The organism is Flagellimonas crocea (assembly GCF_033441595.1).
Lineage (GTDB): Bacteria > Bacteroidota > Bacteroidia > Flavobacteriales > Flavobacteriaceae > Flagellimonas > Flagellimonas crocea.
Genome location: NZ_JAUZVX010000001.1, coordinates 400,287 through 426,273 on the forward strand (window position 1 = coordinate 400,287; position 25,987 = coordinate 426,273).

Below are 25,987 nucleotides of genomic sequence, written 5' to 3' on the forward strand. Positions count from 1 at the left end.
AGTACATTAAATCCTTGGAATGAAAGGGCCCAATCGCTGATTATATTTTCTCTGAAAATAAATGAAGTAATTATAGAGCTTGTAATTTACCTCGTAACCATAGTCAATGCTTGGATCGTAATTGATCTGCATTTCGTAGAGATTGGGGTTCCATCTTAGTGGGTTGAGCACCCTTTGGTTCCAATTGGTCACCAAAATGATGTTCCGATTCTCCAAGAACGATTGCGAATAATATCCTTCCGGCCTGGCGATGGACTGTAGCCATGTATTGAACCCAGGTTCTATTATGATGATTTCATATTCGGTTTCGTCATCCGCAATTTCTACGGGTTCTTCATCCTGAGATTCGAAGACTGCCTTCTCTTCACTGGAAACATCTACCACCGATTTTTGTGAAGTACAGGAAAGTATTCCAAAGCACATTATCAAACCGATTAAAATGGGGAATAAAAGTCTCTTTTTCATACTTTTAAAATACAAAAAAAGCCACTTGAATCTTCAGGTGGCTTTGTTAAATAAGGTTAAGATGTGGATTTATTTCCCAAAAAGTCCGCCAAGTACTCCTCCCAGCCCCCTTTTTTTCTGATTTCCACCATTTAGCACCATTCCGGCCAAATCATCGATAACACTGCCATCGCCATCACTGTCCAAGAAAGTTTCGATCAAGGATTGCTGTTTGTTCGCAACTTTGTTTCCTCCCATCAATCCTCCAAGAAGTCCGTTGAGCCCATCAGGACTGTTCACGTTCTGTTGTCTGGTTTGTTTGCCCAAATATCCTAAAAGGATAGGGGCGGCGATTTTCAATATTTGAGCAACAGATCCTGCATCGATTCCTGATTTGGTGCTCAGGGCATTTTCCACCTGTGACTGTTTGGAACCAAGCACATGACCAAGAATCCCGGCGCCATCGTCCATAACTGTTTGGTCCACACCACCTCCGAAGAGACTTCCCAAATCATCCAGAATGCCACCATCATGTTTGGAGGAGAGGGCATCCATAAGTCCCTGTGCGCCCCCCGGTGTGGAAGCGTTCTTTTTCATTGCACCCATTAAAAGGGGCATGGCCATGCTCAAAACCTCGGCCGTTTTATTTTCTGGTTGTCCTGTTTGTCCAGCGACACCGCTGACCAACTGTTTGCCTACGGGGCTGTTGATCAAATCTAATAATCCTGACATTGTGTTAGTGTTAAGGTTGAAAGGACAATGTACAAAAAAGTAGGTTTTGATAAGGTCTCAAACCTTTCAAAACTATCATTTTAGCAATTTGATAACCTTCTCTGCCAGTTCCACTGCAATTCGTTCCTGCGCTTCCGCGGTAGAGCCACCAACGTGCGGACTAAGGGAAATTTTGGGATGCATCAATATTTGGATTTCCGGATTGGGTTCGGATTCGTATACATCCAGACCTGCAAAAGCAAGGTGGTCGGAGTCCAAAGCCTCTATAAGTGCTACTTCATCCAAGACCCCACCTCTAGATGTATTTATAATTCCCGCTCCCGGCTTCATAAGTCCAAGTTCTTTTTTTCCGATCAGATATTTTTCTTGTGAAGGAACATGTAAGCTCACAAAGTCCGAATTCGCCAAAACCTCCTTCAAGGCCCTACTTTTAACTTCAAAACTTACGGATTGTCCATCAAAAAAAGAAAGCTCGAGAGTAGCTTCATTGGTTTGGTGATCGGTGAACAAAACATCCATTCCCAAAGCAAGGGCCATTTTGGCCGTAGCCTGTCCAATTCTCCCAAAACCAACTATTCCCAAAGTCTTTCCGCGAAGTTCCACACCACCGGCATAGCTTTTTTTGAGTTGTTTGAATTGACTGTCTCCTTCCAAAGGCATATTCCGGTTGGAATCGTGCAAGAACCGAACACCGTTCAGCAGGTGAGCAAAAACCAATTCTGCCACGGATTCCGATGATGCCTCCGGCGTATTGAAAACTTCGATTCCCTTGGATTTTGCATGTTTAATATCAATGTTGTCCAGACCTACGCCGCCTCTCCCTATAAGTTTAAGGGTAGGGCATGCGTCAATGAGTTTCTTGTCGACCTTGGTTGCGCTACGTACCAATAATCCTTCAACATTGTTTTTATTGATATAGTTGGCCAATTGTTCCTCGGCAACACGGGTGTTCTTTACTTCAAAACCCTCTTTTTCAAGCAGGTCAATTCCTTGTTGGGCAATTCCGTCGTTAGCTAAAATCACTTTCATAAATAAATGTTGAATTATAAGTTCTAAGTGCTAAATCTCTTTTTGACTGGTCTTCACGATTTTAGTCAGAATTCTAATGATTTGGTCAATTTCATTCAGGTATTCGGATAGTTCTAATTGCGATAGATTGGCCTCCTTTATCAATTTTAGCCAATATCTGGTTTCCCTTGCTTCTTTGGAAGCAATTGCCATTTTTGAAATAAAATCTTTCTTGGATTGCCTTGCCCCAGCTTCTGCTACGTTGGCCCCAATACTTGTTGACGACCGAAGAAGTTGATCCGCAAAAATAAACTCCTTGTTGCTCTTCAAGTCTTTTACCAACTTGATTATGCTCAAAGAGAACTGAAAACTTTTTTCTTCAATCAACACTTAAAATTTAGAACCTAAAACTGAAGGACGTTATCCTTTCTTTTCCAGTTCACTCATAATATCCACCAAAACACCGACACTTTCAATGGGAAGGGCGTTATACATCGAAGCCCGATAACCGCCCACAGAACGGTGTCCGTTGATGCCGCTTATACCTGCTTCTTTGCACATATCGTCAAATACATCTTTTAGTTCATCATCGGTGATGTTGAAGGTCGCGTTCATAATGGAACGGTCTTCTTTGGCGGCAAATCCTGAAAAAATAGGGTTGAGCTCAATTTCCGAATATATCAAGTTGGCTTTCCGCTCGTTGATTTCCTCGATGGCGGCAATACCGCCCAAATCTTTCAACCATTGCATGGTAAGCATGGACACATAGACGGCAAAAACGGGAGGAGTGTTGAACATGCTTTCCTTGGATACGTGTACCGAATAATCCATCATGGATGGTATTTTACGTGATACCTTGCCCAGAATATCCTCTTTGATTACAACAAGGGTAGCCCCAGCTGGCCCCATATTTTTTTGTGCGCCGGCGTAAATCAAATCAAATTTTGAAAAGTCCAACTGACGTGAAAAAATGTCTGAACTCATGTCGCAAACCAGAGGAACATCGGTTTCGGGAAATTCTTTGATCTGTGTACCGAAGATGGTGTTGTTGGAAGTAAGATGCAGATAATCCAGATCGGATGGAATTTTATAACCTTTTGGGATGTATTTAAAATTATCTTCTTGGGAAGATGCCACTTCCACCACGTCGCCGAACAATCGGGCCTCCTTTATCGCTTTTTGGCTCCAGGTTCCCGTGTTCACATATCCTGCTTTTTTGTCGAGCAGATTGTACGCGGCCATCAAAAATTGCATACTGGCTCCACCTTGAAGGAATAAGGCTTGATACCCTTTGCCCTCCAGTCCCAAAAGCTCCAGGGCAAGTGAACGGGCCTTTTCCATAATGGCCACAAACTCTTTACTTCGGTGGGATATTTCTATAAGTGAAAGTCCGATACCATCCAATTCTTGGACAGCCTCGGAAGCCTTTAACATTACCTCTGCGGGCAAAATGCAAGGGCCTGCGCTAAAATTGTGCTTTTTCATTGATTAGGTTTAAGGAGTAAAGGTCTTAAAAATTGTTGGATCTTAAAACGTTTCCTGTGGTTAGGATTTTCTTAAAGTTTCAACAGGAATTCCATTGTATCGATTCCATCCGCATAGTCGTTTAAACTTGGTTTTTGGGTGTCGCCAAAGTTTACCTCGTTTTCCTTTGCTTTACTGGAAACCACACATTGGATTTGATCCTCCATTTCTTGTAACTTTTCTCTCAGGCTGGATTCATTATCATAATAGGAATAAAACAGAGCGGAAATGGGGGAGGTGAGTGATTCGTCCTCTTTCAAAATCAGAAAACCGTTATCCAAGATCTTAAATTCACTCATCAAATAAACGGCCTTGTTGTAATCGTAATTATTGGCGTATTTATGTTGGTTGATGATATCCTTATAAGGGAAAAGTGCATTGAACAAACCGTCAAAATTATAATCTTTCGGCACATAGATTTTGGAAACATTGCGGCAGCCCAGTCCGTAGTACCTGAAAATATCCTCTCCGAGTACTTTTAATTCTTCTTCGCTCTCGTTTCCGCTAAGGACGGCCACCGAGTTTCTATTTTTTCGGATGATATTGGGCTTGTTTCCAAAATAATATTCAAAATAGCGACTAGTATTGTTGCTCCCCGTGGCGATTACGGCATCAAAATTTTCAAGTTTTCCCTCAACAAATTCAATTTTATCCGCAAGGGACGATTCCTGCGCCATCAAATATTTGGAAAGATAGGGCAATAGCACTTTATCGTTGGACGACAACTTGGCCAAAACCTTGTTGCCTGAAAGAAGAACGGATAAAAAATCGTGAAATCCTACCAATGGAATGTTCCCCGCCATAACGATGCCCACGGTTTTTGGCTCACTATTTTTGCTAAAAGTGTAACGGGATAACCAATTGTTCAAATTTTCTGTCGTAAGCAATTCTCCCCACTGTCTCAAAGAAAACAAAATGTTATCCTCGGTAAACCAACCGTTGTGATGACCCGCCAAGGTGACGGCTTCCTTCAGCTTTTCATCAACTTTTGGGTCATCGGAATACCATTTATCACAAAAATCCGTTAGGTATTTTCCAAGTTTAACAAAAGCTTCTATGGTATTTCTATCTGGTGCCATTAAATTTGTACACTAATTTACTAGGGTTTATTTTTGTCAAAAGTAAGCATGCTGATAAGAATCAGCCCAAAAGGAAAAGAAAATTATGGCAATTATTATAACAGATGAGTGCATAAATTGTGGTGCTTGCGAGCCAGAATGCCCCAACACGGCAATTTATGAAGGTGCGGATGAATGGAGATATAACGAAGGAACATCCCTTTCCGGTGATGTGGTATTGCCCAATGGAAAAGAGGTAAATGCCGATGAAGCCCAAGAGCCTGTTAGCGATGAGCTTTACTATATAGTCCCCGATAAGTGTACCGAATGCAAGGGATTTCATGAAGAACCACAATGTGCGGCGGTATGCCCCGTGGATTGCTGTGTTCCCGATGAAGATCATGTTGAAACGGAAGAGGAGCTATTGGGCAAGCAAAAGTTCATGCACCCCGATGGTTAGGCGATAAAAAACATTTAATTTAGCCCCGGACCAATGTTCGGGGTTTTTTATGCAGGAAAAAGAAAAGGAATACAACGGTATTTGGAAGCAGGCAGGATGCATTTTATCCCTGATAGCCATTTTTGGCATAATCGCCTTGGTAATAATAGGACTTTATTTATTGATTCAAGGGTATTAGGCACCAGTGCCAAAACTTCAACTTATATTTGCACCCTCAAAACATAAGAATTTAAATGAAAGCAGGTATTGTAGGATTGCCAAACGTAGGTAAATCAACACTTTTCAATTGTTTGTCCAACGCAAAAGCGCAAAGTGCCAACTTCCCTTTTTGTACCATTGAACCCAATATTGGCGTGGTAAATGTGCCCGACCAACGTTTGGAAAAATTGGAAGAATTGGTGAATCCGGAACGTGTGGTGCCTGCCACCGTTGAAATCGTGGACATTGCCGGGCTTGTAAAGGGCGCCAGTAAGGGTGAGGGACTTGGAAACCAATTTTTGGGCAACATCAGGGAAACCGATGCCATTCTCCACGTGCTCCGTTGTTTTGACAATGATAATGTGGTACACGTTGACGGCTCCGTAGACCCAATTAGGGACAAGGAGACCATAGATATGGAATTGCAGTTGAAGGATTTGGAGAGTGTGGAAAAGAAACTGGACAAAGTAAAGCGTGCTGCCAAAACTGGAAACAAGGAAGCCCAAAAGGAAGAAGCCGTACTTTCTGCATTGAAATCAGGTCTCGAAGCTGGAAAATCCGTCAGGGCCATCGAAATTGGAAAGGAAGACCGTGAAGAATTCGTGAGGCCCATGCAGTTGATTACGGACAAACCCGTAATGTATGTTTGCAACGTGGACGAAGGAGCGGCTGTTGACGGAAATGCCTATGTTGAAAAAGTAAAACAGGCCGTTGCCGACGAAAATGCCGAAGTCATCTTTTTGGCCGTTGGAACAGAGGCAGATATCACTGAATTGGAGACCTATGAAGAACGCCAAATGTTCTTGGAAGACTTGGGACTTTCCGAGCCAGGTTCAGCCAAATTGATTCGTGGCGCATATAAACTACTTGATTTGGAAACCTATTTCACCGCAGGGGTAAAGGAAGTCCGCGCCTGGACTATTCCCGTTGGTGCAACAGCTCCCCAAGCTGCCGGCGTAATCCATACCGATTTTGAAAAGGGCTTTATCCGTGCCGAGGTCATCGCTTACGATGATTACGTGAAATATGGAAGCGAAGCCAAAGTAAAAGAGGCTGGTCGTATGCGCGTAGAGGGTAAGGAATATATCGTGAAAGATGGTGATGTAATGCACTTTAGGTTCAACGTGTAACCGCTGGGCATTGTAATTCTTATAATTTTCCGTTTTCATCTTTTTTGGTATAAAATAGCTTTGCCCAATGTCCAGTAAAGGTTTGGGAATTTTATACGGTGTTTTGGGGGTGGTTCTCTTCTCCTCAAAGGCTGTAATGGTCAAACTCGCGTACCGCTACGATGTGAATACGCTCGATTTGCTGTTGTTTCGAATGCTATTCTCCCTTCCGTTCTATATTTTTATTCTTTTCTTGATCCGAAAAAAATCATCAAAAGCAAAAATTGTGACCAAAGATTATGCGTGGCTCATTGTTTTTGGCTTCGTGGGCTATTATTTGGCCAGTTATTTCGATTTTGAAGGATTGAATTACATCAAGGCTGGTCTGGAACGCATTATTCTTTTTGTATACCCGACTATTGTAGTATTTCTAACTTGGTTGATTTTCAGGAAAAAGATTACCCAGGTTCAGTTTATCGCCATTTGCGATACCTACGTTGGGGTGCTCATTACCTTTTGGGACGAATTGGACACCTCGGGCAACGAAGTACTGTTGGGAGGATTCTTGGTATTGTTAAGTGCCATTACCTATGCATCCTATTTGGTGGGCAGCGGTTGGTTGATTCCCAAGTTTGGCGTGCTTCGGTTCACCTGTTACGCCATGATCGTATCTACCATTTGCATTGTACTGCACTATTTGGTCGCTGGGAACTGGGATTTTATGGATTACCCTGGGCCTGTGTATGCTTATGGTTTGGCCATGGCTATTTTTGCCACATTGATTCCGTCTTTCCTAGTGTCAGCGGCCATAGAACGATTGGGCGCCTCCAATTTTTCAATTTTGGGAAGTTTGGGACCCATCTCCACCATTTTGCTTGCTTTTGTGTTTTTGGACGAAAAACTAACATATTGGCAGTTGGTTGGGATGTTGGTGGTTATTTTTGGGGTCACATACCTTTCGGTGCAAGGAAAGAAAAGGGCCGGACGTTGATTTATATTAACAATTAATAGTATTCATTGTTGATTACTTTCTATAGCGCAACCTTTTATTTTTGCTCCTAAATTTTATATTGCAGGGATTAACCCTTTACTAATGGCAGATACTCAATATACCGAGGATAATATTCGTTCGCTGGACTGGAAGGAGCATATTCGTATGCGTCCTGGGATGTATATTGGTAAGTTGGGCGATGGTTCCTCAGCGGATGATGGTATTTACATCCTTCTAAAAGAAGTACTCGATAACTCCATCGACGAATTTGTGATGGGAGCGGGGAAAACCATTGAAATCAGTATTAAGGAAAACACGGTCCATGTCCGCGATTACGGTCGTGGCATTCCCATAGGAAAAGTGGTGGATGTTGTTTCCAAAATGAACACCGGAGGAAAGTACGATACACGTGCCTTTAAAAAATCCGTGGGACTGAACGGGGTAGGTACCAAGGCGGTGAATGCTCTTTCAAATTACTTTAGGGTAGAATCCAACCGGGACGGACAATCAAAATCTGCGGAGTTTGAAGCGGGGAATTTGGTAAATGAAGAGCTTTTGGAAGATTCTTCTCGAAGAAAGGGAACCAAAGTCAGCTTTACCCCGGATGAATCCATCTTCAAAAAATATAAATATCGAAATGAGTATGTGGAACGCATGCTCAAAAATTATGTCTATCTAAATCCAGGTTTGACCATTGTCTTCAATGGTGAGAAATTCTATTCCGAAAATGGTCTTAAGGATTTATTGGAGGACAATAACAACGAGGACGATTTCCTTTATCCCATTATCCATTTAAAGGGTGACGACATCGAAGTGGCCATGACCCATAGCAGAACGCAGTACAGTGAGGAGTACCACTCCTTTGTGAACGGGCAGCACACCACACAGGGAGGTACGCACCAATCTGCCTTCAGGGAAGCCGTGGTAAAGACCATACGTGATTTCTACGGGAAAAATTATGATGCTTCCGATGTTAGGAAATCGATAATCTCTGCTGTATCCATCAAGGTGATGGAACCTGTTTTTGAGAGCCAGACCAAAACCAAATTGGGTTCGACCGACATGGGAGGAGATTTGCCCACGGTACGGACCTATATCAATGATTTTGTAGGCACCCAATTGGACAATTACCTGCACAAGAATCCAAAGACTGCAGAAGCGCTCCAAAAAAAGATTGTTCAGGCGGAAAAAGAAAGGAAAGAACTTTCGGGAATCCGAAAACTGGCTAGGGACCGTGCTAAAAAGGCAAGCCTTCACAATAAAAAATTGCGTGATTGCCGTGTTCACCTTCAGGATATGAAAAAGGACCGAAGATTGGAATCGACACTTTTTATTACAGAGGGAGATTCTGCTTCTGGATCCATTACAAAATCAAGGGACGTGAACACGCAGGCGGTGTTCAGTTTGAGGGGAAAACCGTTGAACTCCTACGGAATGTCCAAAAAAATCGTGTACGAGAACGAAGAGTTCAATCTACTGCAGGCCGCCCTCAATATCGAGGATTCGATGGAGGAACTCAGATACAATAATATTGTGATCGCCACGGATGCCGATGTGGATGGAATGCACATTCGCTTATTATTGATTACCTTCTTTCTGCAATTTTTCCCGGAATTGATCAAAGAAAACCACTTATATATTCTTCAAACCCCATTGTTCAGGGTGCGCAATAAAAAGGAGACCATTTATTGCTATAGCGACGAGGAAAGAAAACAGGCCATTGAAAAACTCTCCGGAAAGCCAGAAATAACACGATTTAAAGGATTGGGTGAAATATCCCCTGATGAGTTCAAAAACTTTATCGGAGAAGATATTCGTCTGGAACCGGTAATGCTGGACAAGGCCATGAGCATTGACAATCTTTTAAAGTTCTACATGGGCAAAAACACCCCCGATAGGCAAGAATTCATCATCAACAATCTTAAAGTAGAACTGGACCTAGTAGAAGAAAACCAACTATAACCCAAATAAATGCCCCGCTTCTAAATGGAAGAGAATGAAGAACTGAACGATGAAAGTTTAGAAAACCAAGACGAGTCCCAAGATAGCCTGGTAAAGGTGACCGGGATGTACAAGGACTGGTTCTTGGACTACGCTTCGTATGTAATATTGGAGCGCGCCGTACCTGCCATCGAAGATGGATTTAAGCCAGTGCAGCGAAGAATTATGCATTCGCTGAAGGAATTGGACGATGGCCGTTACAACAAAGTGGCCAACGTTGTCGGACATACGATGCAATACCATCCACATGGCGATGCCAGTATTGCCGATGCCATGGTACAAATAGGGCAAAAAGACCTTTTGATCGATACCCAAGGTAACTGGGGAAACATTTTGACGGGCGACGGTGCCGCCGCCCCACGTTATATCGAGGCAAGGCTTTCCAAATTTGCCCTTGAGGTCGTCTATAGCCCAAAAATCACGGAATGGCAACTTTCTTATGATGGTAGAAAAAAGGAACCGGTAAACCTTCCGGTAAAATTCCCGCTGCTTCTGGCCCAAGGTGCCGAAGGTATTGCGGTGGGTCTTTCCACAAAAATATTGCCCCACAACTTCAATGAGTTGATAGATGCCTCCATCAAACATCTCAAAGGAAAGAAATTTACCATTTATCCAGATTTCCCTACGGCGGGCATCATTGATGTGACCAATTACAATGATGGTATGCGTGGTGGCAAGATCAGGGTAAGGGCCAAGATTTCCACTTTGGACAAAAACACTTTGGTCATCAACGAAATACCCTACGGGACCAATACATCCTCATTGATAGATTCCATACTGAAGGCCAACGATAAGGGGAAAATCAAGATAAAAAAGATTGAGGACAACACGGCCGCAGAAGTAGAAATACTGGTACACCTGCCCAATGGTATTTCACCCGATAAAACGATTGATGCACTGTACGCCTTTACCGCCTGCGAATCGTCCATATCGCCCTTGGGCTGCGTTATCGAGGATAACAAACCCTTGTTTATCGGGGTAAAGGAAATGCTGGAAAGATCTACGGACAATACCGTGGAATTACTTAAAGCAGAGCTTCAAATACAGCTGGATGAACTGGAAGAACAGTGGCATTTCTCTTCTTTGGAAAGAATCTTTATTGAGAACAGGATCTATCGCGAAATTGAAGAAGAGGAAACCTGGGAAGGTGTTATTGAAGCCATTGACAAAGGATTAAAGCCACATATTGCCCATTTAAAAAGACCGGTGACCAAAGATGACATTGTTAGGCTGACCGAAATCCGAATCAAAAGAATTTCAAAATTTGATTTAGACAAGGCCCAACAACTCATTGAAAGTTTGGAGGATAGAATTGCACAGACCAAACATCATTTGGAGCATTTGGTGGATTATGCCATTGACTATTTCAAGGAGCTTAAAAAGAAATACGGAGCGGGACGGGAAAGAAAATCCGAGATAAAGATCTTTGATGAGATTGAAGCCACCAAAGTGGTCATCAGAAACACGAAACTTTACGTGAATCGCGAGGAAGGCTTTATCGGCACCTCTTTAAAACGTGATGAATATGTTACTGATTGTAGCGATATCGACGACATTATAGTCTTTACCCAAAAAGGGGAGATGATGGTCACCAAAGTAGATTCCAAGGTGTTTGTCGGGAAAAATATTATCCATGTAGCGGTCTTCAAAAAGAAGGACAAACGGACCATCTACAACATGATCTACAAGAGCATGAAGGGTGGGCCCAGCTACATAAAAAGGTTCAATGTCACCAGTATAACTCGGGACAAGATATATGACCTTGCGGGCGACAAGTCTACCTCCGAGGTATTGTATTTCTCAGCCAATCCAAATGGGGAGGCTGAAGTAGTCACCGTTATGCTGCGACAATCGGGGAGCATCAAAAAATTAAAATGGGACATCGATTTCTCGGACGTTCTTATCAAAGGAAGAACATCGAAAGGAAATTTGGTCACCAAATACCCTGTAAAGCGCATCGAACTCAAAGAAAAGGGGGTGTCCACACTAAAACCTCGAAAAATCTGGTTCGATGATGTAGTGAACCGACTCAATGTTGATGGAAGAGGGGAGCTACTTGGAGAATTCAGAGGTGACGACCTGTTGTTGGTAATAGACCAGAAAGGTATCGTAAAAACCATTCCGCCCGATTTGCTCACACGCTTTAACGACGATATGGTGGTCTTGGAAAAATGGAATCCAGACAAGCCAATTTCGGTGGTACATTATGTAGGGGACAAGGACCGATTTTATCTTAAGCGGTTTTTAGTAGAAAATCCGAACAAGGAGGAGTTGGTCATCGATGAAGACCCTAAATCCTATTTGGAACTCGTATCTACGGATTGGAGGCCTTTATTGGAAATTGAGTTTGTAAAGCCTAGAGGGAAAGATGCCAAGCCCAACCAAGAAGTGGATGTGGAGGACTTTATCGCTGTAAAAGGTATAAAAGCAATTGGAAACCAGCTCACTGCGGATAAGGTGAAAAATATTAATATTTTGGACCCTTTACCATTCGATGAGCCCGAGGAACAGGAAGCTGAGGACATCGAAGTTGTGGATGAAGAAGAAATAGATTCGGATGATAATGATATAGGAACAAAGAATGACAGTTCTGATCAAACTACTTTGTTTTAAAGCTTTTTATGTCTAATTTGGTGCGTTAAGTTACACACCTAAAGCATTACGGTTTAATACATTTTTATGGATTTCACAAACCCGCTGGTATATGGCGTACCAGTCTTTATTGCCTTTATTTTATTAGAATTAACGTATAGCAAAACCCATGATCACGACCACCACGATCTTTACAATTGGAAAGATTTGGCCGCCAGTGGTTTTATGGGCATCGGGTCCGCAATTCTAGGTCCCTTATTTAAAGTAGCTTTTGCGATTCTTCTGTTTGAAGGAACTTACGAACTCTTCAATCCTTTAGTGGATGGGGTAAGGACCAATATCATGGGTTATACATCCTTCGGTTATGCTTGGTATGTGTGGATCTTGTGTCAATTAGGTGATGATTTTACGTATTATTGGTTTCACAGGGCCAATCATGAGGTACGCATTTTGTGGGCGGCTCATATTGTTCACCACTCATCCGACAACTTTAATTTAGGGACGGCAATCCGAAATGGATGGTTCACCATTTTGTACAAGCCCTTCTTTTACATGTGGTTGCCAGCAATTGGTTTCCCTCCAGAAATGGTGGTGGTTTGTTTAGGTATTGAAGCCTTATGGCAATTTCAACTCCATACCGTTTATGTTCCAAAACTTGGGTTTTTAGAGAAAATATTCAACACACATACCATGCACCAGGTACATCACGCCCAAAATGTGGAGTATTTGGACAAAAACCATGGAGGTTTCTTGAATATCTTTGATAAAATGTTCGGTACCTGGAAGGAACTGGACGATGATATTGATGTAAAATACGGTGTGATTCACGCTCCGGAATCATATAATCCGGTAGTGATTCTCACCCATGAATTCAAAGATATCTGGAAGGACGTAAAGAAATCCAAAAAGCTTTCACATAAACTAATGTATATCTTCGGCCCTCCGGGATGGAGCCACGATGGGAGCACGCTTACCGTAAAGCAGCAGCAACGCCTATTTAAAGAGCAAAAGGAAGCCAGTCCGGAACTGGCCTATCAAAGACCAAACTAAAAAATTCATGCCCGCACAGGAATAGTTTAAATCGGGGACCCATTAATCAACTTTATGGGCCGTTCCTTTAAACTTTCGATTATCCCCAACAACATTGTACTCAAAAGTATATGAAGATTCTGTTGTGGTCAATATTTTGATATGAATTGGTTTTTCTTCGGCCTTGTTCTTGGGATTTAAATTTTTAAGGACATATTCACAGTCATTGATCCATCGAATGGAGGAAGAATCCTTTTTTCCTTCAAATTCATCTACTTCCAGGTCCAAGGTTCTGTAGAATGTAGTTTTTTTCTCCTCACCATCTATGGTTGCGGTAAACGTAAATTTACCTGTTTTAAAATCCGTGCAATTACGCTCCGGTGGTTGACCACAGCCAAAAAAAAGCAACACGAGCAATCCTGAAAATAAATACTTTGTCATGTTGCAAAGTAACGGAAAGTACCTGAAAGCATCAATCCTTTTTGCTGTGGTATGTTTCAAAAGTACCGTCGGGATAGAAGATAACTATTTTGGAGGGCTCCTTGGTGCCTGTAGACTTTGTTTTTGCCACATTAAGATCAGATGGAGAGGCTGGTTCCTTTTTCTGTTCCAAGACTTCCTCCTCTATATCGGCCACCTGTTGTTTTGGAAAACTTCCTTCTCCTTTTAGCAACCAATACAGGTCCACCTCTGGATATGCATGGACCAGTTTCATTATAAAATCCAAACTGGGTTTGTTCCTACCGTTCAATAGGTGGGATATGCTCGAACGCTGCACGCCTATTTCATCTGCAAAAGCGGAAACGGACAATTCCAGGTAATCAATTATGGTTTCTATACGAGCTACAATTTCTTTGTTCACAATTGTAAATTAATATAATCCAAAGGTAGTATATTCAGCGCACAAAACATTATAATTACACCATAGTGATTTCAAAAATGTAAAACTATAGGTTGATTTGACACTGTACAAAATATTGAATAATAGTTATTTATGATTGTAATATAAGAACCTGTTTACAATAGTGAAATATAGTACAAACAAACAAATGAATGTTTATGATTGTCACAATTATGATATTTTACGCAGTTACATTTGTAAATTATAGGATGTTTACTTTTGTAAACTTTAATTAAAATCCCAATGGTTGATTATTCATTGCATAAAGAGAAATCCATTCAAGGCAGGTACCTTAACATGGATGCTCTGCAAACTTGTTTTAATAAGCTCGATACGCCTACCGAGACCATTGGCCATTCCGTTGAAGGTATTCCGATAAAGGCCTTCAAATTAGGTTTTGGGGACAGACGTGTTCTTATGTGGTCCCAAATGCACGGCAATGAATCAACTACTACCAAGGCCGTTTGGGATTTGGTCAATTACCTACAATCTAAGGATACTTTGGCGGAAACTATTTCAACGGAGTGCACGCTGATGATAGTTCCCATGCTGAACCCTGACGGGGCAAATATGTACACCCGAGAGAATAGCAACGGAGTGGACCTGAATAGGGATGCCAAAAACCTGACACAACCTGAAAGTATCGCTTTTAGAAAATTGTTTGATTCATTTAAACCGCATTTTTGTTTTAATCTACATGATCAACGTACCCTGTTCAGTGCTGGAAATTCCAATAGGCCTGCAACTGTATCTTTTTTGTCCCCGGCAAGCAACAAGGAGCGACATATCACCCCGAGCCGTGAGGTGGCCATGAAGCTTATTGTGGCCATGGATTCAATGCTGCAGAAAGAGATCCCGGGACAGATAGGCAGGTACGATGATGACTTTAACGATAATTGTATTGGCGATACCTTACAGATGCTAGGGGTCCCCACCATATTATTCGAATCGGGGCATTATCCGCAGGATTATGAGCGCGAAGAGACAAGGAAGCTTATCTTTCTCTCCATGTTGGAGGCATTGAAAACGATAGCACGGGATGAAATCGACACCTACAAAACAGGAGATTATTTTACTATTCCGGGAAACAAAAAGCTGCTTTTTGACGTATTGATAAGCAATCCAGAGGTAGTCAACGCTGCAATTGAACCGGGAAATCGTGTCGGAATTCGATTTAAAGAGGTATTGGATAAAGGAAAGGTTATTTTCAAACTAGAAATAGCCGAAATAGGGAAGCTTGAAGGATTTTACGGACATGAAACCATTGAATGTGTTGATACCAAGGATTTTGGCTTTTCAACCAATCAAAAGCAATTATTGGATTTGATACTGAATATCAATAAATAACGACCGTTTCTCGTTTCTTCTTGCACATTATTTAAAAAATAACCATTTTTATTACGTAAATTTCCTTTTTTAACTACTTTTGCTGCTAAATTTAATGTAATGAACAAAGTTAAGCTAGACGAGATAGATCACCAGATATTGGATATGTTAATAGATAACACCCGTACACCGTTTACGGATATCGCAAAGAAATTGCTGATTTCTGCCGGTACGGTTCATGTCCGAGTCAAAAAAATGGAGGAGTCCGGAATCATAAAAGGTTCCTCACTTACCCTTGACTACGTCAAATTAGGGTACTCCTTTATCGCGTACGTCGGTATTTTCTTGGAAAAAACACATCAGACCAAGTTTGTTTTGGAAAGATTGAGCCAGATTCCCTACGTGACCGTGGCCCACATTACTACCGGAAAATTCAATATTTTCTGTAAAATTCGCGCCAGGGATACCACACACGCCAAAAACATCATTTTTAAGATTGACGATATAGAAGGTATCAGCAGAACGGAAACTATGATTTCCTTGGAGGAGAGCATTAACGACAAGAGACGTTTGATGCACACCATCTTCAACGAGCTGTAATTCCATCAAAAAAATAGATGCTGCTTTCAGAACTTCCATCATCTGAATACAATCCCTTTTACCATACCTATATCATGGCCTTGGGCAATGTGGGTCTGGTCGAAGAATTAACATCAGGAAGGGATGTCTTTTTGTCCCTTTTGGAAGAAATCCCAGAAAAAAAACTTGATTACGCTTACGCCGAGGGCAAATGGTCCTTGGCAGAGGCGTTGTTGCACATATTGGATACCGAAAGGATTTTTCAATATCGTGCCCTTCGAATTGCACGAAACGATAAAACGGAACTGCCGGGGTTTGATCAGGACGAGTACGTGCCGCATTCCAATGCGGCGGAACGGTCCGCTCAGGATTTGATCGAAGAATATGCGGCTGTCAGAAATTCCACGATAGCACTTTTTAAGTCATTGGACGAAACCGCCCTTAAAAGGGTAGGAGTAGTGAGCGGCTCAAAAATGAGCGTAAGGGCAATCGGGTTCATAATCAGCGGGCATCAGTCCCACCATGTAGGTATCTTACGGAAACGATATTTGAACTAGATCAATATTCCTCGTTTTCCATATCCTCAACGGAAGTTTGTAAATCTTCCAAGGAGCCTTCTTCAAAATCCGGAGCAACCAGTTCTTTATCCAGTTCCTTGTCTATGGTCTCTTCAAAATTTGAAATAAATTGTGAGAGGCTCTTACTTATCTTTACCAAATAAATGGTATCCGTTGTTCTAACCTCTACAGCTTCGATGATTTCCCCATCCGGTTTTTTAATGGTGATAATGTCGTCGTCTCCATATCCGTAGGGATAGGTGTCGATTAAAATGGCCGCGACCTTGTGGTCCAATTTTTTGTAATCTATCAAAATCCGTCTCATAATGGTCCTGTGTTAAAAGCATTCCTAAACTAGGAATTTTTGAATTTGAAGGATTCAAATAGTTGTAAACCAATGTAAAAAGTATACGAAACGATTATTCGTGGTAGTAAGCAAATGCCTTTTGAAACATTTCTTCGGGAATCTTGATATCGGTGACCGCATCGCCAATGGATTGAAGCAGTACAAAATTTACATTCCCATGGGAATTCTTTTTATCGTACTTCAGTAATTTTAGAATGGTATCGATATCCTTCTGGCTAAACTCTACTTTTTCAAAATGGACCAAAAAAGCTTTCTTGATTTCCTCCAAGGATACTTTGGAAAGTCCCCTTAGCTCGTGCGATAAATAGGCCTCCAGAATCATGCCTATGGCTATCGCCTCACCGTGCAACAGCGTTTTTTTGTGGTCGCTTTCCAAAAAATACGATTCAATGGCGTGGCCCAAGGTATGTCCAAAATTTAAAATTTTCCGCAATCCTTGTTCTGTAGGGTCCTGCAGTACGACTTCATTTTTAATGCCAATGGACTTTTGAATGCAGGAAGCCTCGGTAAAATTGCCTTCGGCAATGAGGTCGTTCCAGTAACTTTTGTCCTTGATAAGCCCGTGTTTCAACATTTCGGCATATCCGCTTTTTAATTGTCGTTCATCCAGCGTTTCCAAAAATTCAGGAAAAACAAGAACCATTTGCGGTTGATTGATCACGCCTATCTGGTTTTTTAGCGAACCTAGGTCCACACCGGTCTTGCCTCCAACGGAGGCGTCCACCATGGAGAGCAGGGTGGTAGGGATGTTTATAAAATCAATGCCCCGCTTAAAGGTGGATGCTACAAATCCGCCCAAATCGGTAAGCACACCGCCCCCTAAATTGATCAACAAACTCTTGCGGTCCCCGTCCATATTGGAGAGGTCCTCCCAAAGTTGCAAGCAGGTATGGATATGCTTGTTTTCTTCCCCTGACCTTATTTCCAATATGTAATCTACCGGACCGTTGAATTTTTTCTTAAAAATGGGAAAACAATGTTGTTTGGTGTTCTCATCCACCAAAAGAAATATTTTGGAGTAACTGTTTTTAACAACATGCTGGTTAAGAGCAGCTTCTGCCAATTCGTTGATGTGTACCTCGTAGGACTGTGATTTAACCGATTCCATAAATTCAATTACACCGCTAAATAAAGATTATTTTTATATATACTGTTCTAGTTTGCGTACTTATCTTTGAATCTTTAATGGATATCAAAGAATGCGACCTAATTTTGAGAATACTGCAATAGCTTTTGAGCTAAAATCTGACTCGCAGTTGGAGCGAGCCTACTTTCTTTTTAAAATGATCTCTATGGAGCCATTGGTTCGGATTGGAACCGCAATGACCAATTTTGCCATCAAGGCACATCTTCCGGTGGAGGGGCTGATAAGGGCCACGGTATTCGACCATTTTTGTGGAGGTGTGAACGAAGAAGACTGTCTTCCCATAATCGATAACATGTACGGGAACGGGGTGTATTCCATTTTGGATTATTCGGCCGAAGGAAAATCCGTGGACAATCAGTTCGATTTTACCATGGAAAAAACCTTGGAGATCCTTGATTTTGTAAAGGAGAAAGATGCCATGCCCTTTGCGGTTTTCAAACCTACGGGTTTCGGACGTTTTAAATTATTCGAAAAAGTGACCGCAGGTGTGGAATTGACGAAAGATGAGAAAGCGGAGTGGGGCAGGATTGTAAACAGGTTTGAGAAGGTTTGCCAAAAAGCACATCAGTTGGATGTTGCGTTATTGATCGATGCCGAAGAAAGTTGGATGCAAGAGGCCGCTGATGATCTGGTTTTGGAAATGATGCGCAAATACAATAAAGAAAAGGCCGTTGTTTTCAATACTTTTCAAATGTATCGCTGGGACCGAATGGGATATATCGTGAAGCTTCACAAATTGGCGGAGGAAGAAGGATTCAAAATAGGGGCCAAGGTAGTCCGTGGTGCCTATATGGAAAAGGAGAACGATAGGGCCGAAGAGAAAGAATACAAAAGCCCCATTTGTGAAAACAAGAGGCTGACAGATGAAAATTTTGATGCCGCCATTGATTATATGATGGAGAACTTGGGATACTTTACTATTTTTGCGGGTACGCACAACGAGAAAAGTACGCTTCGCTTGGTGGATTTAATGGAGGAACGGGGCATTGACTCCAACGATGACCGTATTTGGTTTGGACAGTTGTTCGGAATGAGCGACCACATTACCTACAACTTGGCCGCCCATGGATATAACTCTGTAAAGTACATACCCTACGGGCCTGTGAGGGACGTAATGCCCTATTTGATCAGAAGGGCGGAGGAGAATACTTCGGTCGCTGGGCAAACCTCACGGGAACTGGCTTTGATTACCAAAGAACGGAAGCGCAGGAAGTTGGATTCTTAACGCTTCGCTTATCTAAAATATTTTCTTCCCTAATTCAGGTATTCCACCTAAAAATAAATACTGATTTATAAATCAGACTTCATATTTATAAATCCCATAGATCTTCATTTGCAGTTTTTGTCTTTTGTGGGGACATTTAGTCCATGCAAATTTTGGCAAAAGAAATGATTAAGGCTTTCCTCTACATAATGGGTTATTTCCCATGGGAAATTGGCGATATTTTGTATGGAATAATCATAATTACCATTCTCGTCATTATGGTATACATATCTGGGCAATGCTCGAATATGGAAAATGTCATGTTGATTATAAAGAGGGAACAACAGTTTAGAAAAGAAATAAGTGTTCATTGAATAAAAAGGTGAAGAAATTGCTAACGCCATTCACAATTTCTAATCCTAATTTTAACTTTGAGTGGCATAACTTAAAAAAATATTTTTATGAAAAAAATTGATTCTTCAAATATGGAAAAATTGCATGGTGGCGGTTTGTCAAAATGTGAGATTGGTGTTATCGGAGGTTGTTTTATTTCCGGGGCTGCATTTACCATGGCGCTTGGGCCAGTTGGTGCTCTATGGGGAGTAGCCTGTTCGTTAACGGCTGCTGCGTCGGACACATGTGAAGGAAAATGAGAAATCTTAGCAAATATCGATTCCTTTCTTTAAGGAATCGATATTTGTAATCCACTAAAAAATTATATGTAAGAATATTTTATGAAAGATTTAAACAAAAATAAGCTTATTGACAAATTAGAGCTTTTTAACGAGGAGTATACTTTAGAAGGAGATTCAATTATCATTAAAGTAAGTAAATCGCTTAGTTTATGTGTAACATTTGTCGAAGGTAAGATTATTATGGAAGGTAAATTAACGCGTCTAAATTTTTTGACAGGATTAATTAAACTAAATATGAATAGTCTTTATTCATATACTTCCATGCTTCCGATATTTGCAACTTTGCTAGTGATTTATTTATTGATATTATATTCATGGAAGGATTTACAGATAAACAATAATCATTTGGCTTTTTTAACCTCAGTACTTATTATAATTTTCTGTTGGACTATTGTTTCATTACTTCATTTTTATTCCAGTTTTTATTTTAAGAAGTTACAAATATCCAATTGGTTAAGTCAAAATTAGATGTCTGTTTTAGCTTCAAAAAACTTTGGTCTGGCAAAAAACAGCCCAGTAAGATTTATTTTACTTGTAGGATTGTATCTATCCCTCACGTATATTTCGAACATAATTCTATATGACAAGGAATTTTTGATTAATCTTGTTGGTAGAGATTTTGAAAACTTTTTAAAAGTAAGAAAGCAAATTGATACTTTTGGTTATTTTTTAATACCCGTTTTCTTTCTATGTAAAATTTTGCTTATATCCTTTATACTTGATTTTGGCTGCTATCTTTATGGCAAGGAAATTGATTATAAGGCTCTCTTTGGTATTGTCGTTAAGGCTGAATATATTTTACTATTACCGGTATTATTTAAAACTATTTGGTTTTCTTATTTTCAAAAAAATTATGACCTAAAAGACCTACAGCTTTTTTACCCATTATCATTATCAAATTTAGTGGAATATAAGGATTTGGGTATTTGGTGGATTTACCCTTTGCAAATAATCAATGTTTTTGAAGTTTTTTATTGGATCATCCTTGCTTATAATTTAGATAAAACGTTAAAGACCCCTGAAAATAAGAATACCGGGATAAAAATTGTTGCAAGCAGTTATGGTGTAGGACTATTGATTTGGGTAATCAGTGTCATGTTTTTTACCTTAAATTTAAATTAAAATGCGAAAAAAGTATATTCTTTTTTTTGTTATAATGTCAGTTTTTGGTTTGTTATCATATTTCATTTACGGCATTGTAGTTAAAGTCGGCGAAAAAAACACCATTGCCCAACAGTTAAAAACCGTCCCAGTATTTGAACTGCTGACAGTAAATCAAAAAGTTTTTACCAATCGTAATCTTAAACCAAACTTGTATACGGTATTCCTGTATTTTAACAGTGAATGTGAATTTTGCCAACACGAGGCGCAAAGCATTAGTGAAAATTTGAATCAATTTAAAGACGTACAAATCTTATTTGTTTCAACTGAATCCCTTGGAGCCGTTCAACAATTTTCTGAACATTATAATCTACACAATAAACAAAACATCACCTTCCTTCAGGATAAGGATGGTTTATTTAATACGCTGTTTGATGCCACGACAATTCCATACATTTTGATTTATGATAAAAATCAAAAACTCATCAAAAAACATAAAGGGCAACTAAATGCTAATGGAATATTAAGAGCGTTGCATGGTGATGGCTGAGAAAGTAACGATATCCCGTAAGTTGATAGAGCAAACATTTGTATTACAGCAGGATCAATCAGATTGCGGTGTTGCGTGTTTATTATCACTCATCCAATTTTACGACGGTTCGAGCTCCTTGGAAAAGCTACGCGAGCTGAGTGGAACAACCAAGCAAGGAACCACACTGTTGGGGTTATTTCAGGCTGCCAATCAATTGGAGTTTACGGCACAAGGCAACGAAGCGGATACCCAAGCCCTAATAGACCATGGAGAGCCTTTAATATTACACGTTGTCATTGAAGGTCGTTTACAGCATTATATAGTTTGCTATGGGTATATCAATGGCAAGTTTATCATTGGTGACCCAGCAAAGGGTATCTTAAACTATACCAGGGAAGAATTGGAATCCATCTGGAAGTCCGAAACTTGCTTAACATTAACACCAAAAGAGACTTTTGTAAAAAAAGAAACAAAAAGAAACGACAGAAAACAATGGTTTTTAAAACTGTTGAAAGAAGATTACAGGATTTTGTCATTTAGTGTATTGCTTGGGGTGGGAATTGCGATTCTTGGAATGGCAATGGCCATTTTCTCTCAAAAGATGATCGATGACATTTTACCCGCAAAAGATATCAACAAACTTATTACTGGTGTAGCGTTGGTTGCTTTTCTATTGTTGGTAAGAGTATTATTAACAGCTTTAAGGGATTATTTTTTAATCCGCCAAACAAGAGATTTTAATAATCGCATTATAGACAGTTTTTACTCGTCACTATTAAATCTTCCAAAGCCTTTTTTTGACACTCGTAAAATTGGTGAATTAGTAGCACGTCTTAATGATACCCAACGTGTACAACGTGTTATCAGTCAAATTGTAGGCAATGTGGTTATCAATGCGTTGGTAGCCATAGTGTCCCTAATCTTTTTGTTTTACTATTCTTGGCAAACGGGCTTAATAGCTTTCATTAGCTTACCATTCTATTTTATCTTAATTTATCGCTTTAACAAACGTATTATCAACGCACAAAAGGAAGTAATGCAAAGTTATGCTTTCAGTGAGAGCAACTACATCACCACAATGCAGGGTATAGCAGCAATAAAAAATAAAAATGGGCAGCCCATTTTTCAAAAAATCAACCAACTTATATATGGTAACTATCAGGAAAAAGCTTTTGATCTTGGCAAAATAAATGTACGCTTATCAATATTCTCAGGTGTTTTTAGTGTATTATTTTTAATTGGGGTTTTAACGTATTCAGCTATCCATGTCTATGAAGATACCATGCAGTTGGGTGAATTAATGGCAATATTGGGTATTGCCGGTAGTTTGTTGCCTTCAATAGCGAGTTTAGCATTAATCACTATTCCCATAAACGAGGCCAAAGTGGCCTTTAATAGAATGTATGAGTTTGCTTCTGTAAAAAAAGAAAGTGCAGGAAGTTTGGATATTGAAGAATTTAAATGCCTTGAAATTACAAACTTATCCTTCCGTTTTGCAGGTAGAAGTCAGTTATTGAAAAGCATTAGTCTTACAATCAATAAAAACGAATGTGTTGCTATTGTTGGGGAAAGCGGAAGTGGTAAAAGTACATTGGGACAAATACTTCAAAAATTTTATCCATTCGAAAATGGGGCGATAATCGTAAATAATCAATATAACCTTACCGAAATAAACACAAAAGATTGGCGTAACATTTTGGGCGTTGTACCTCAAGATGTTACCATTTTTGGAGGTAATGTCATTTCCAATATCCTTTTAGGAAAAGAAGATAATCCTGATAATATTGTAAAATTTTGTCGAGATTATGGTTTTGAGAATTTTATCAACTCTTTACCTCAAGGCTATACTACAATTCTTGGGGAGGAGGGTATCAATCTTTCCGGCGGGCAAAAACAAGTCATTGCCTTAATGCGTGCTTTATACAAAAAACCGCAAGTACTATTGTTAGATGAATTTACATCTGCAATGGATAGAAAAACAGAGCAGTTTGTGTTGAACTTACTCAATAAATTAAAATCTGAATTAACCGTGATTTTTATCTCTCACAGACTACATTCCTTACCCAAAATTACGCATAAAATCTATGTTATAGAAGACGGTATTGTTTCGGATTCTGGAAATCATGGCAAGCTAATGGAGTCAAAAAACTTCTACAGCGATTTTTGGACCGAACTAAAGCAAAATATGCCGAGTCTCATAGATTAGGAATAAGGTCTTAATTTTCTTTTGCAAGATTTAACATGTTAGGTCCCCCTCCACTCATCCTCCAAAACCTTCTTAAAAAACACCCCTGGCGTTACCCCAGTTTTATCTTTAAACGTTTTTGTAAAAACGTTTAGGGAGTTAAATCCATACATTTCGGCTATCTGAATCATAGATTTGGTTTTGACTATCTCCGGATTTTCCTTTACATGATTTATCGCATAAGTAATCCGAACATCTTTTAGGTAACTTGCAAAGTTTTTATTCTTATAAGCGTTGATTACCTTGGATAAATAGGAACTATTGGTATTTAGCTCTTTTGCCAAGGACTGCTGTGTCAACGAATTTTCCAAAAACCCTTCCTTCTTTTCCCAATCATCAAGACTTTGCAAAACTTTGGAGACCGTATCCTCATCCAATTGATCATTACTTTCCTTTGAGACATCGGTTTTTTCAAGTGTTAGACTGCCACCCATTAAACGAGCCAGCCGATTTTTCGTCCTTTTGTATTTTATAAAATAGGCCGTCAAACCTATAAGCATACATCCGCACATTACATATAACCATGTCAGCCACTTGGATTTCGACGATATAATGTTTCCCAGCAATTCTTTTTCTTCCTCTTGCATAGGGAGGTCAAACTTTTTTAGGGTTATCTCACGTAGGTTTTTTTGAGTGATCAAGAGTAAACTGTCATAATAAACAACCCTGTTTAAATAGTGGTCGGCCAAACCGGTATTTCCATCGTTTACTGCTTCCTTTAAGAGAAAGTGGTAAACTTCATTGGAGTTATCATATAGAGGATAATTGAATTTTTTCATTATGCTATCGTACGATTCAAAATACTCTTTTTTGCCATTCAAATTGCCTAGCTTACCCTCTATCATGCCAAGGTAAAATTGAGTATCGGCTTTAGATGTCCCTTTTTCATCTTTTACATAATACTCTAGTACCTTTTTTGCTTTAACAATATCACCAGCATAGTATTCTAATTGTGCTTTAAGTACTTTAAGTCCAGAAACAATCGAAACTCTATTTAATCCTTTGGAAATTTCTAAAGCCTGATTAGCGTATGCATGGGCAGAATCAATTTCCATATTGTAAGCATAACATCTTGCGGTTCTTGACAGGATATCCAATTTTAAATCGTCGTATTCTATTAGTTCATCTCGATTTTCTTCTAAAAATCTCAAAGTTCTTTTTTGAAGTAAAATAGCTTCACTTTCCTGTCCAAATTCAGCCTTTATACTCGCCAGAATAGACAATGTTCTGATAGTTAAATCTTTATTGTTGGTTTTTTTTGAGTAATCAAAACTTTTAATAAAAGCATCTACTGCTCTTTCATCTTGATAATTTTGATATAAAATACTAGCCTTAGTGTAAAAAGCTAAAGACATGAACTTCTCAAATTGTCTTAAGTCTTTGTTTTTGATTTTTTTGGCTATATTAATTGACGAGTCCAAACTTTGCAAACTTTCTGGAAAGCCAAGATTATATGAGTGAAGTCGATGCGCCTGAGCTAATTCCAAAGTATCTTGATTATTTTTGGCTTTTTCTACATAAACAGAAAAGGCATTTTCCAGATAAAGAGAATCGGCATCGGAAACCATAATGTCATAGAGTTCATCATAGGTAAGGTTGGATAAATCTCCCGAATAGGTGTCCTTGTTTTGAGCCCAGCAGAAAACCGCACTGCTAAGAAGAAGGCATAGAGTTAATTTAAATTCTTTGACCAAAACAAATTTCATACTAGATTAAAGTTAAAAAGTAGGAAATATATGCTTTTGAAAATAAAAATTCACCTGTTAATTGATGTATGGTCCATATGAGTTGACCAATGCCTTGCAGATATCATCAATCGATTTCCTTCACGCTTTGTAATGTGACCCCATCCTCACAATTCTTGGCGAGCAATTCCAATTCCTCACCCTTGTACTCATGGGAAATGTAATACGTTTTGCATGGTTCGGATTTGGTGTCGCTCTTGCCAAAATCTACATGGCCATCTTTTAAAAACGATTGAATCAATAAGGTATCCTGGTATTGTTTTGGAACAGACCCCGAAAAGGAAAAAGGTTTGGAGCGCATGTCCTTGAGCACCCTACAATTTGGCAAATAGCAGAAATCCAATCCCTCTTCACCTGATTTTTTCTTCAAGATAAAAACCAAAAATATCAATCCAATGGACAGTCCAACCAAGTACCATCCCAATCGTTTTAAAAATGCCAT

The 25,987-nt window shown here is 39.9% G+C and carries 26 protein-coding genes; 14 read left to right on the forward strand and 12 right to left on the reverse strand.

Going from position 1 to position 25,987, the window contains the following annotated elements; genetic code table 11:
• Positions 1 to 6: 6 nt before the first annotated feature.
• The 6 genes from SD449_RS01870 to SD449_RS01895 all read right to left on the reverse strand — a co-directional run bounded on the left by SD449_RS01870 (position 7) and on the right by SD449_RS01895 (position 4,787).
• Positions 7 to 465, reverse strand: coding sequence for a DUF6146 family protein (locus tag SD449_RS01870; RefSeq protein WP_318308338.1), 459 nt, complete (start codon positions 463 to 465; stop codon positions 7 to 9).
• A 69-nt stretch (positions 466 to 534) separates the two neighbouring features.
• Complete coding sequence (locus SD449_RS01875; protein ID WP_318308339.1) at positions 535 to 1,176, reverse strand: DUF937 domain-containing protein; 642 nt, start codon at positions 1,174 to 1,176, stop codon at positions 535 to 537.
• Between the two features lie 75 nt (positions 1,177 to 1,251).
• Entirely contained in the window at positions 1,252 to 2,205 is a 954-nt protein-coding gene (locus SD449_RS01880) for a D-2-hydroxyacid dehydrogenase (protein ID WP_318308340.1), read from the reverse strand.
• Between the two features lie 30 nt (positions 2,206 to 2,235).
• Positions 2,236 to 2,574, reverse strand: a complete 339-nt coding sequence (locus tag SD449_RS01885; RefSeq protein ID WP_318308341.1) for a four helix bundle protein — start codon at positions 2,572 to 2,574, stop codon at positions 2,236 to 2,238.
• A gap of 30 nt (positions 2,575 to 2,604) precedes the next feature.
• Positions 2,605 to 3,669, reverse strand: coding sequence for a 3-phosphoserine/phosphohydroxythreonine transaminase (gene serC, locus SD449_RS01890; protein ID WP_318308343.1), 1,065 nt, complete (start codon positions 3,667 to 3,669; stop codon positions 2,605 to 2,607).
• A gap of 71 nt (positions 3,670 to 3,740) precedes the next feature.
• Positions 3,741 to 4,787, reverse strand: coding sequence for an acyl-CoA reductase (locus SD449_RS01895; protein WP_318308344.1), 1,047 nt, complete (start codon positions 4,785 to 4,787; stop codon positions 3,741 to 3,743).
• A gap of 85 nt (positions 4,788 to 4,872) precedes the next feature.
• Here SD449_RS01895 and SD449_RS01900 point away from each other — a divergent pair, with 85 nt between their 5' ends.
• The 6 genes from SD449_RS01900 (at position 4,873) to SD449_RS01925 (ending at position 13,167) form a co-directional block, all read left to right on the forward strand.
• Positions 4,873 to 5,226, forward strand: a complete 354-nt coding sequence (locus tag SD449_RS01900) for a 4Fe-4S dicluster domain-containing protein (protein ID WP_318308345.1) — start codon at positions 4,873 to 4,875, stop codon at positions 5,224 to 5,226.
• A 233-nt stretch (positions 5,227 to 5,459) separates the two neighbouring features.
• Positions 5,460 to 6,554, forward strand: coding sequence for a redox-regulated ATPase YchF (ychF, locus tag SD449_RS01905; protein ID WP_318308346.1), 1,095 nt, complete (start codon positions 5,460 to 5,462; stop codon positions 6,552 to 6,554).
• Positions 6,555 to 6,621: 67 nt separating this feature from the next.
• The gene (locus SD449_RS01910; RefSeq protein ID WP_318308347.1) at positions 6,622 to 7,524 is read left to right on the forward strand and encodes a DMT family transporter; all 903 of its coding nucleotides are present in this window, start codon (positions 6,622 to 6,624) and stop codon (positions 7,522 to 7,524) included.
• A 102-nt stretch (positions 7,525 to 7,626) separates the two neighbouring features.
• Entirely contained in the window at positions 7,627 to 9,486 is a 1,860-nt protein-coding gene (locus SD449_RS01915) for a DNA topoisomerase IV subunit B (RefSeq protein WP_318308349.1), read from the forward strand.
• A 24-nt stretch (positions 9,487 to 9,510) separates the two neighbouring features.
• The gene (locus tag SD449_RS01920) at positions 9,511 to 12,138 is read left to right on the forward strand and encodes a DNA gyrase/topoisomerase IV subunit A (protein ID WP_318308350.1); all 2,628 of its coding nucleotides are present in this window, start codon (positions 9,511 to 9,513) and stop codon (positions 12,136 to 12,138) included.
• Between the two features lie 66 nt (positions 12,139 to 12,204).
• A complete protein-coding gene (locus SD449_RS01925; protein ID WP_318308351.1) occupies positions 12,205 to 13,167 on the forward strand; it encodes a sterol desaturase family protein in 963 nt (320 codons plus the stop codon).
• 42 nt (positions 13,168 to 13,209) lie between these two features.
• On the opposite strand, the gene SD449_RS01930 is transcribed toward SD449_RS01925, so the two are convergent.
• Positions 13,210 to 13,587 (reverse strand): DNA topoisomerase IV, encoded by a 378-nt coding sequence (locus SD449_RS01930; RefSeq protein ID WP_318308352.1) that lies wholly within the window; start codon positions 13,585 to 13,587, stop codon positions 13,210 to 13,212.
• A 31-nt stretch (positions 13,588 to 13,618) separates the two neighbouring features.
• Positions 13,619 to 14,011: a helix-turn-helix domain-containing protein gene (locus SD449_RS01935; protein ID WP_404828016.1), complete on the reverse strand. Its 393-nt coding sequence runs from the start codon at positions 14,009 to 14,011 to the stop codon at positions 13,619 to 13,621.
• A gap of 279 nt (positions 14,012 to 14,290) precedes the next feature.
• Here SD449_RS01935 and SD449_RS01940 point away from each other — a divergent pair, with 279 nt between their 5' ends.
• The 3 genes from SD449_RS01940 to SD449_RS01950 all read left to right on the forward strand — a co-directional run bounded on the left by SD449_RS01940 (position 14,291) and on the right by SD449_RS01950 (position 16,509).
• Positions 14,291 to 15,394: a M14 family metallopeptidase gene (locus SD449_RS01940; protein WP_318308356.1), complete on the forward strand. Its 1,104-nt coding sequence runs from the start codon at positions 14,291 to 14,293 to the stop codon at positions 15,392 to 15,394.
• 99 nt (positions 15,395 to 15,493) lie between these two features.
• Entirely contained in the window at positions 15,494 to 15,973 is a 480-nt protein-coding gene (locus SD449_RS01945; RefSeq protein WP_108246105.1) for an Lrp/AsnC family transcriptional regulator, read from the forward strand.
• Between the two features lie 17 nt (positions 15,974 to 15,990).
• On the forward strand, positions 15,991 to 16,509 hold the full coding sequence (locus SD449_RS01950) for a DinB family protein (RefSeq protein WP_318308358.1): 519 nt from the start codon (positions 15,991 to 15,993) through the stop codon (positions 16,507 to 16,509).
• Position 16,510: 1 nt separating this feature from the next.
• Here SD449_RS01950 and SD449_RS01955 read toward each other — a convergent pair whose 3' ends face one another.
• Both SD449_RS01955 and aroB read right to left on the reverse strand, forming a co-directional pair.
• Complete coding sequence (locus tag SD449_RS01955) at positions 16,511 to 16,834, reverse strand: hypothetical protein (protein ID WP_318308359.1); 324 nt, start codon at positions 16,832 to 16,834, stop codon at positions 16,511 to 16,513.
• A 94-nt stretch (positions 16,835 to 16,928) separates the two neighbouring features.
• The gene (gene aroB / locus SD449_RS01960; protein ID WP_318308360.1) at positions 16,929 to 17,984 is read right to left on the reverse strand and encodes a 3-dehydroquinate synthase; all 1,056 of its coding nucleotides are present in this window, start codon (positions 17,982 to 17,984) and stop codon (positions 16,929 to 16,931) included.
• A gap of 91 nt (positions 17,985 to 18,075) precedes the next feature.
• Here aroB and SD449_RS01965 point away from each other — a divergent pair, with 91 nt between their 5' ends.
• The 5 genes from SD449_RS01965 to SD449_RS01985 all read left to right on the forward strand — a co-directional run bounded on the left by SD449_RS01965 (position 18,076) and on the right by SD449_RS01985 (position 23,761).
• Positions 18,076 to 19,248, forward strand: coding sequence for a proline dehydrogenase family protein (locus tag SD449_RS01965; RefSeq protein ID WP_318308361.1), 1,173 nt, complete (start codon positions 18,076 to 18,078; stop codon positions 19,246 to 19,248).
• 440 nt (positions 19,249 to 19,688) lie between these two features.
• Positions 19,689 to 19,880, forward strand: coding sequence for a hypothetical protein (locus tag SD449_RS01970; protein ID WP_318308362.1), 192 nt, complete (start codon positions 19,689 to 19,691; stop codon positions 19,878 to 19,880).
• Between the two features lie 510 nt (positions 19,881 to 20,390).
• A complete protein-coding gene (locus SD449_RS01975; RefSeq protein WP_318308363.1) occupies positions 20,391 to 21,044 on the forward strand; it encodes a hypothetical protein in 654 nt (217 codons plus the stop codon).
• A 1-nt stretch (position 21,045) separates the two neighbouring features.
• A complete protein-coding gene (locus SD449_RS01980; protein WP_318308364.1) occupies positions 21,046 to 21,573 on the forward strand; it encodes a peroxiredoxin family protein in 528 nt (175 codons plus the stop codon).
• A complete protein-coding gene (locus tag SD449_RS01985; RefSeq protein WP_318308365.1) occupies positions 21,566 to 23,761 on the forward strand; it encodes a peptidase domain-containing ABC transporter in 2,196 nt (731 codons plus the stop codon). The genes SD449_RS01980 and SD449_RS01985 overlap by 8 nt, the downstream gene beginning before the upstream one ends.
• Positions 23,762 to 23,799: 38 nt before the next feature.
• Here the strand turns inward: SD449_RS01985 and SD449_RS01990 are convergent, their stop codons facing one another.
• On the reverse strand, positions 23,800 to 25,506 hold the full coding sequence (locus tag SD449_RS01990) for a helix-turn-helix domain-containing protein (RefSeq protein WP_318308366.1): 1,707 nt from the start codon (positions 25,504 to 25,506) through the stop codon (positions 23,800 to 23,802).
• A gap of 106 nt (positions 25,507 to 25,612) precedes the next feature.
• Positions 25,613 to 25,987, reverse strand: coding sequence for a DUF4258 domain-containing protein (locus SD449_RS01995; RefSeq protein WP_318308368.1), 375 nt, complete (start codon positions 25,985 to 25,987; stop codon positions 25,613 to 25,615).

Coding starts and splice junctions, on each gene's coding strand:
- SD449_RS01895 (WP_318308344.1), bottom strand. CDS start 4,787: ATGGCACCAGATAGAAATACCATAGAAGCTTTTGTTAAACTTGGAAAA.
- SD449_RS01965 (WP_318308361.1), top strand. CDS start 18,076: ATGCGACCTAATTTTGAGAATACTGCAATAGCTTTTGAGCTAAAATCT.
- SD449_RS01950 (WP_318308358.1), top strand. CDS start 15,991: ATGCTGCTTTCAGAACTTCCATCATCTGAATACAATCCCTTTTACCAT.
- SD449_RS01940 (WP_318308356.1), top strand. CDS start 14,291: ATGGTTGATTATTCATTGCATAAAGAGAAATCCATTCAAGGCAGGTAC.
- serC (WP_318308343.1), bottom strand. CDS start 3,669: ATGAAAAAGCACAATTTTAGCGCAGGCCCTTGCATTTTGCCCGCAGAG.
- SD449_RS01915 (WP_318308349.1), top strand. CDS start 7,627: ATGGCAGATACTCAATATACCGAGGATAATATTCGTTCGCTGGACTGG.
- SD449_RS01995 (WP_318308368.1), bottom strand. CDS start 25,987: ATGGCATTTTTAAAACGATTGGGATGGTACTTGGTTGGACTGTCCATT.
- SD449_RS01945 (WP_108246105.1), top strand. CDS start 15,494: ATGAACAAAGTTAAGCTAGACGAGATAGATCACCAGATATTGGATATG.
- SD449_RS01910 (WP_318308347.1), top strand. CDS start 6,622: ATGTCCAGTAAAGGTTTGGGAATTTTATACGGTGTTTTGGGGGTGGTT.
- SD449_RS01990 (WP_318308366.1), bottom strand. CDS start 25,506: ATGAAATTTGTTTTGGTCAAAGAATTTAAATTAACTCTATGCCTTCTT.
- SD449_RS01955 (WP_318308359.1), bottom strand. CDS start 16,834: ATGAGACGGATTTTGATAGATTACAAAAAATTGGACCACAAGGTCGCG.
- SD449_RS01970 (WP_318308362.1), top strand. CDS start 19,689: ATGAAAAAAATTGATTCTTCAAATATGGAAAAATTGCATGGTGGCGGT.
- SD449_RS01985 (WP_318308365.1), top strand. CDS start 21,566: ATGGCTGAGAAAGTAACGATATCCCGTAAGTTGATAGAGCAAACATTT.
- SD449_RS01875 (WP_318308339.1), bottom strand. CDS start 1,176: ATGTCAGGATTATTAGATTTGATCAACAGCCCCGTAGGCAAACAGTTG.
- SD449_RS01870 (WP_318308338.1), bottom strand. CDS start 465: ATGAAAAAGAGACTTTTATTCCCCATTTTAATCGGTTTGATAATGTGC.
- SD449_RS01880 (WP_318308340.1), bottom strand. CDS start 2,205: ATGAAAGTGATTTTAGCTAACGACGGAATTGCCCAACAAGGAATTGAC.
- aroB (WP_318308360.1), bottom strand. CDS start 17,984: ATGGAATCGGTTAAATCACAGTCCTACGAGGTACACATCAACGAATTG.
- SD449_RS01920 (WP_318308350.1), top strand. CDS start 9,511: ATGGAAGAGAATGAAGAACTGAACGATGAAAGTTTAGAAAACCAAGAC.
- SD449_RS01930 (WP_318308352.1), bottom strand. CDS start 13,587: ATGACAAAGTATTTATTTTCAGGATTGCTCGTGTTGCTTTTTTTTGGC.
- SD449_RS01975 (WP_318308363.1), top strand. CDS start 20,391: ATGTCTGTTTTAGCTTCAAAAAACTTTGGTCTGGCAAAAAACAGCCCA.
- SD449_RS01900 (WP_318308345.1), top strand. CDS start 4,873: ATGGCAATTATTATAACAGATGAGTGCATAAATTGTGGTGCTTGCGAG.
- ychF (WP_318308346.1), top strand. CDS start 5,460: ATGAAAGCAGGTATTGTAGGATTGCCAAACGTAGGTAAATCAACACTT.
- SD449_RS01925 (WP_318308351.1), top strand. CDS start 12,205: ATGGATTTCACAAACCCGCTGGTATATGGCGTACCAGTCTTTATTGCC.
- SD449_RS01980 (WP_318308364.1), top strand. CDS start 21,046: ATGCGAAAAAAGTATATTCTTTTTTTTGTTATAATGTCAGTTTTTGGT.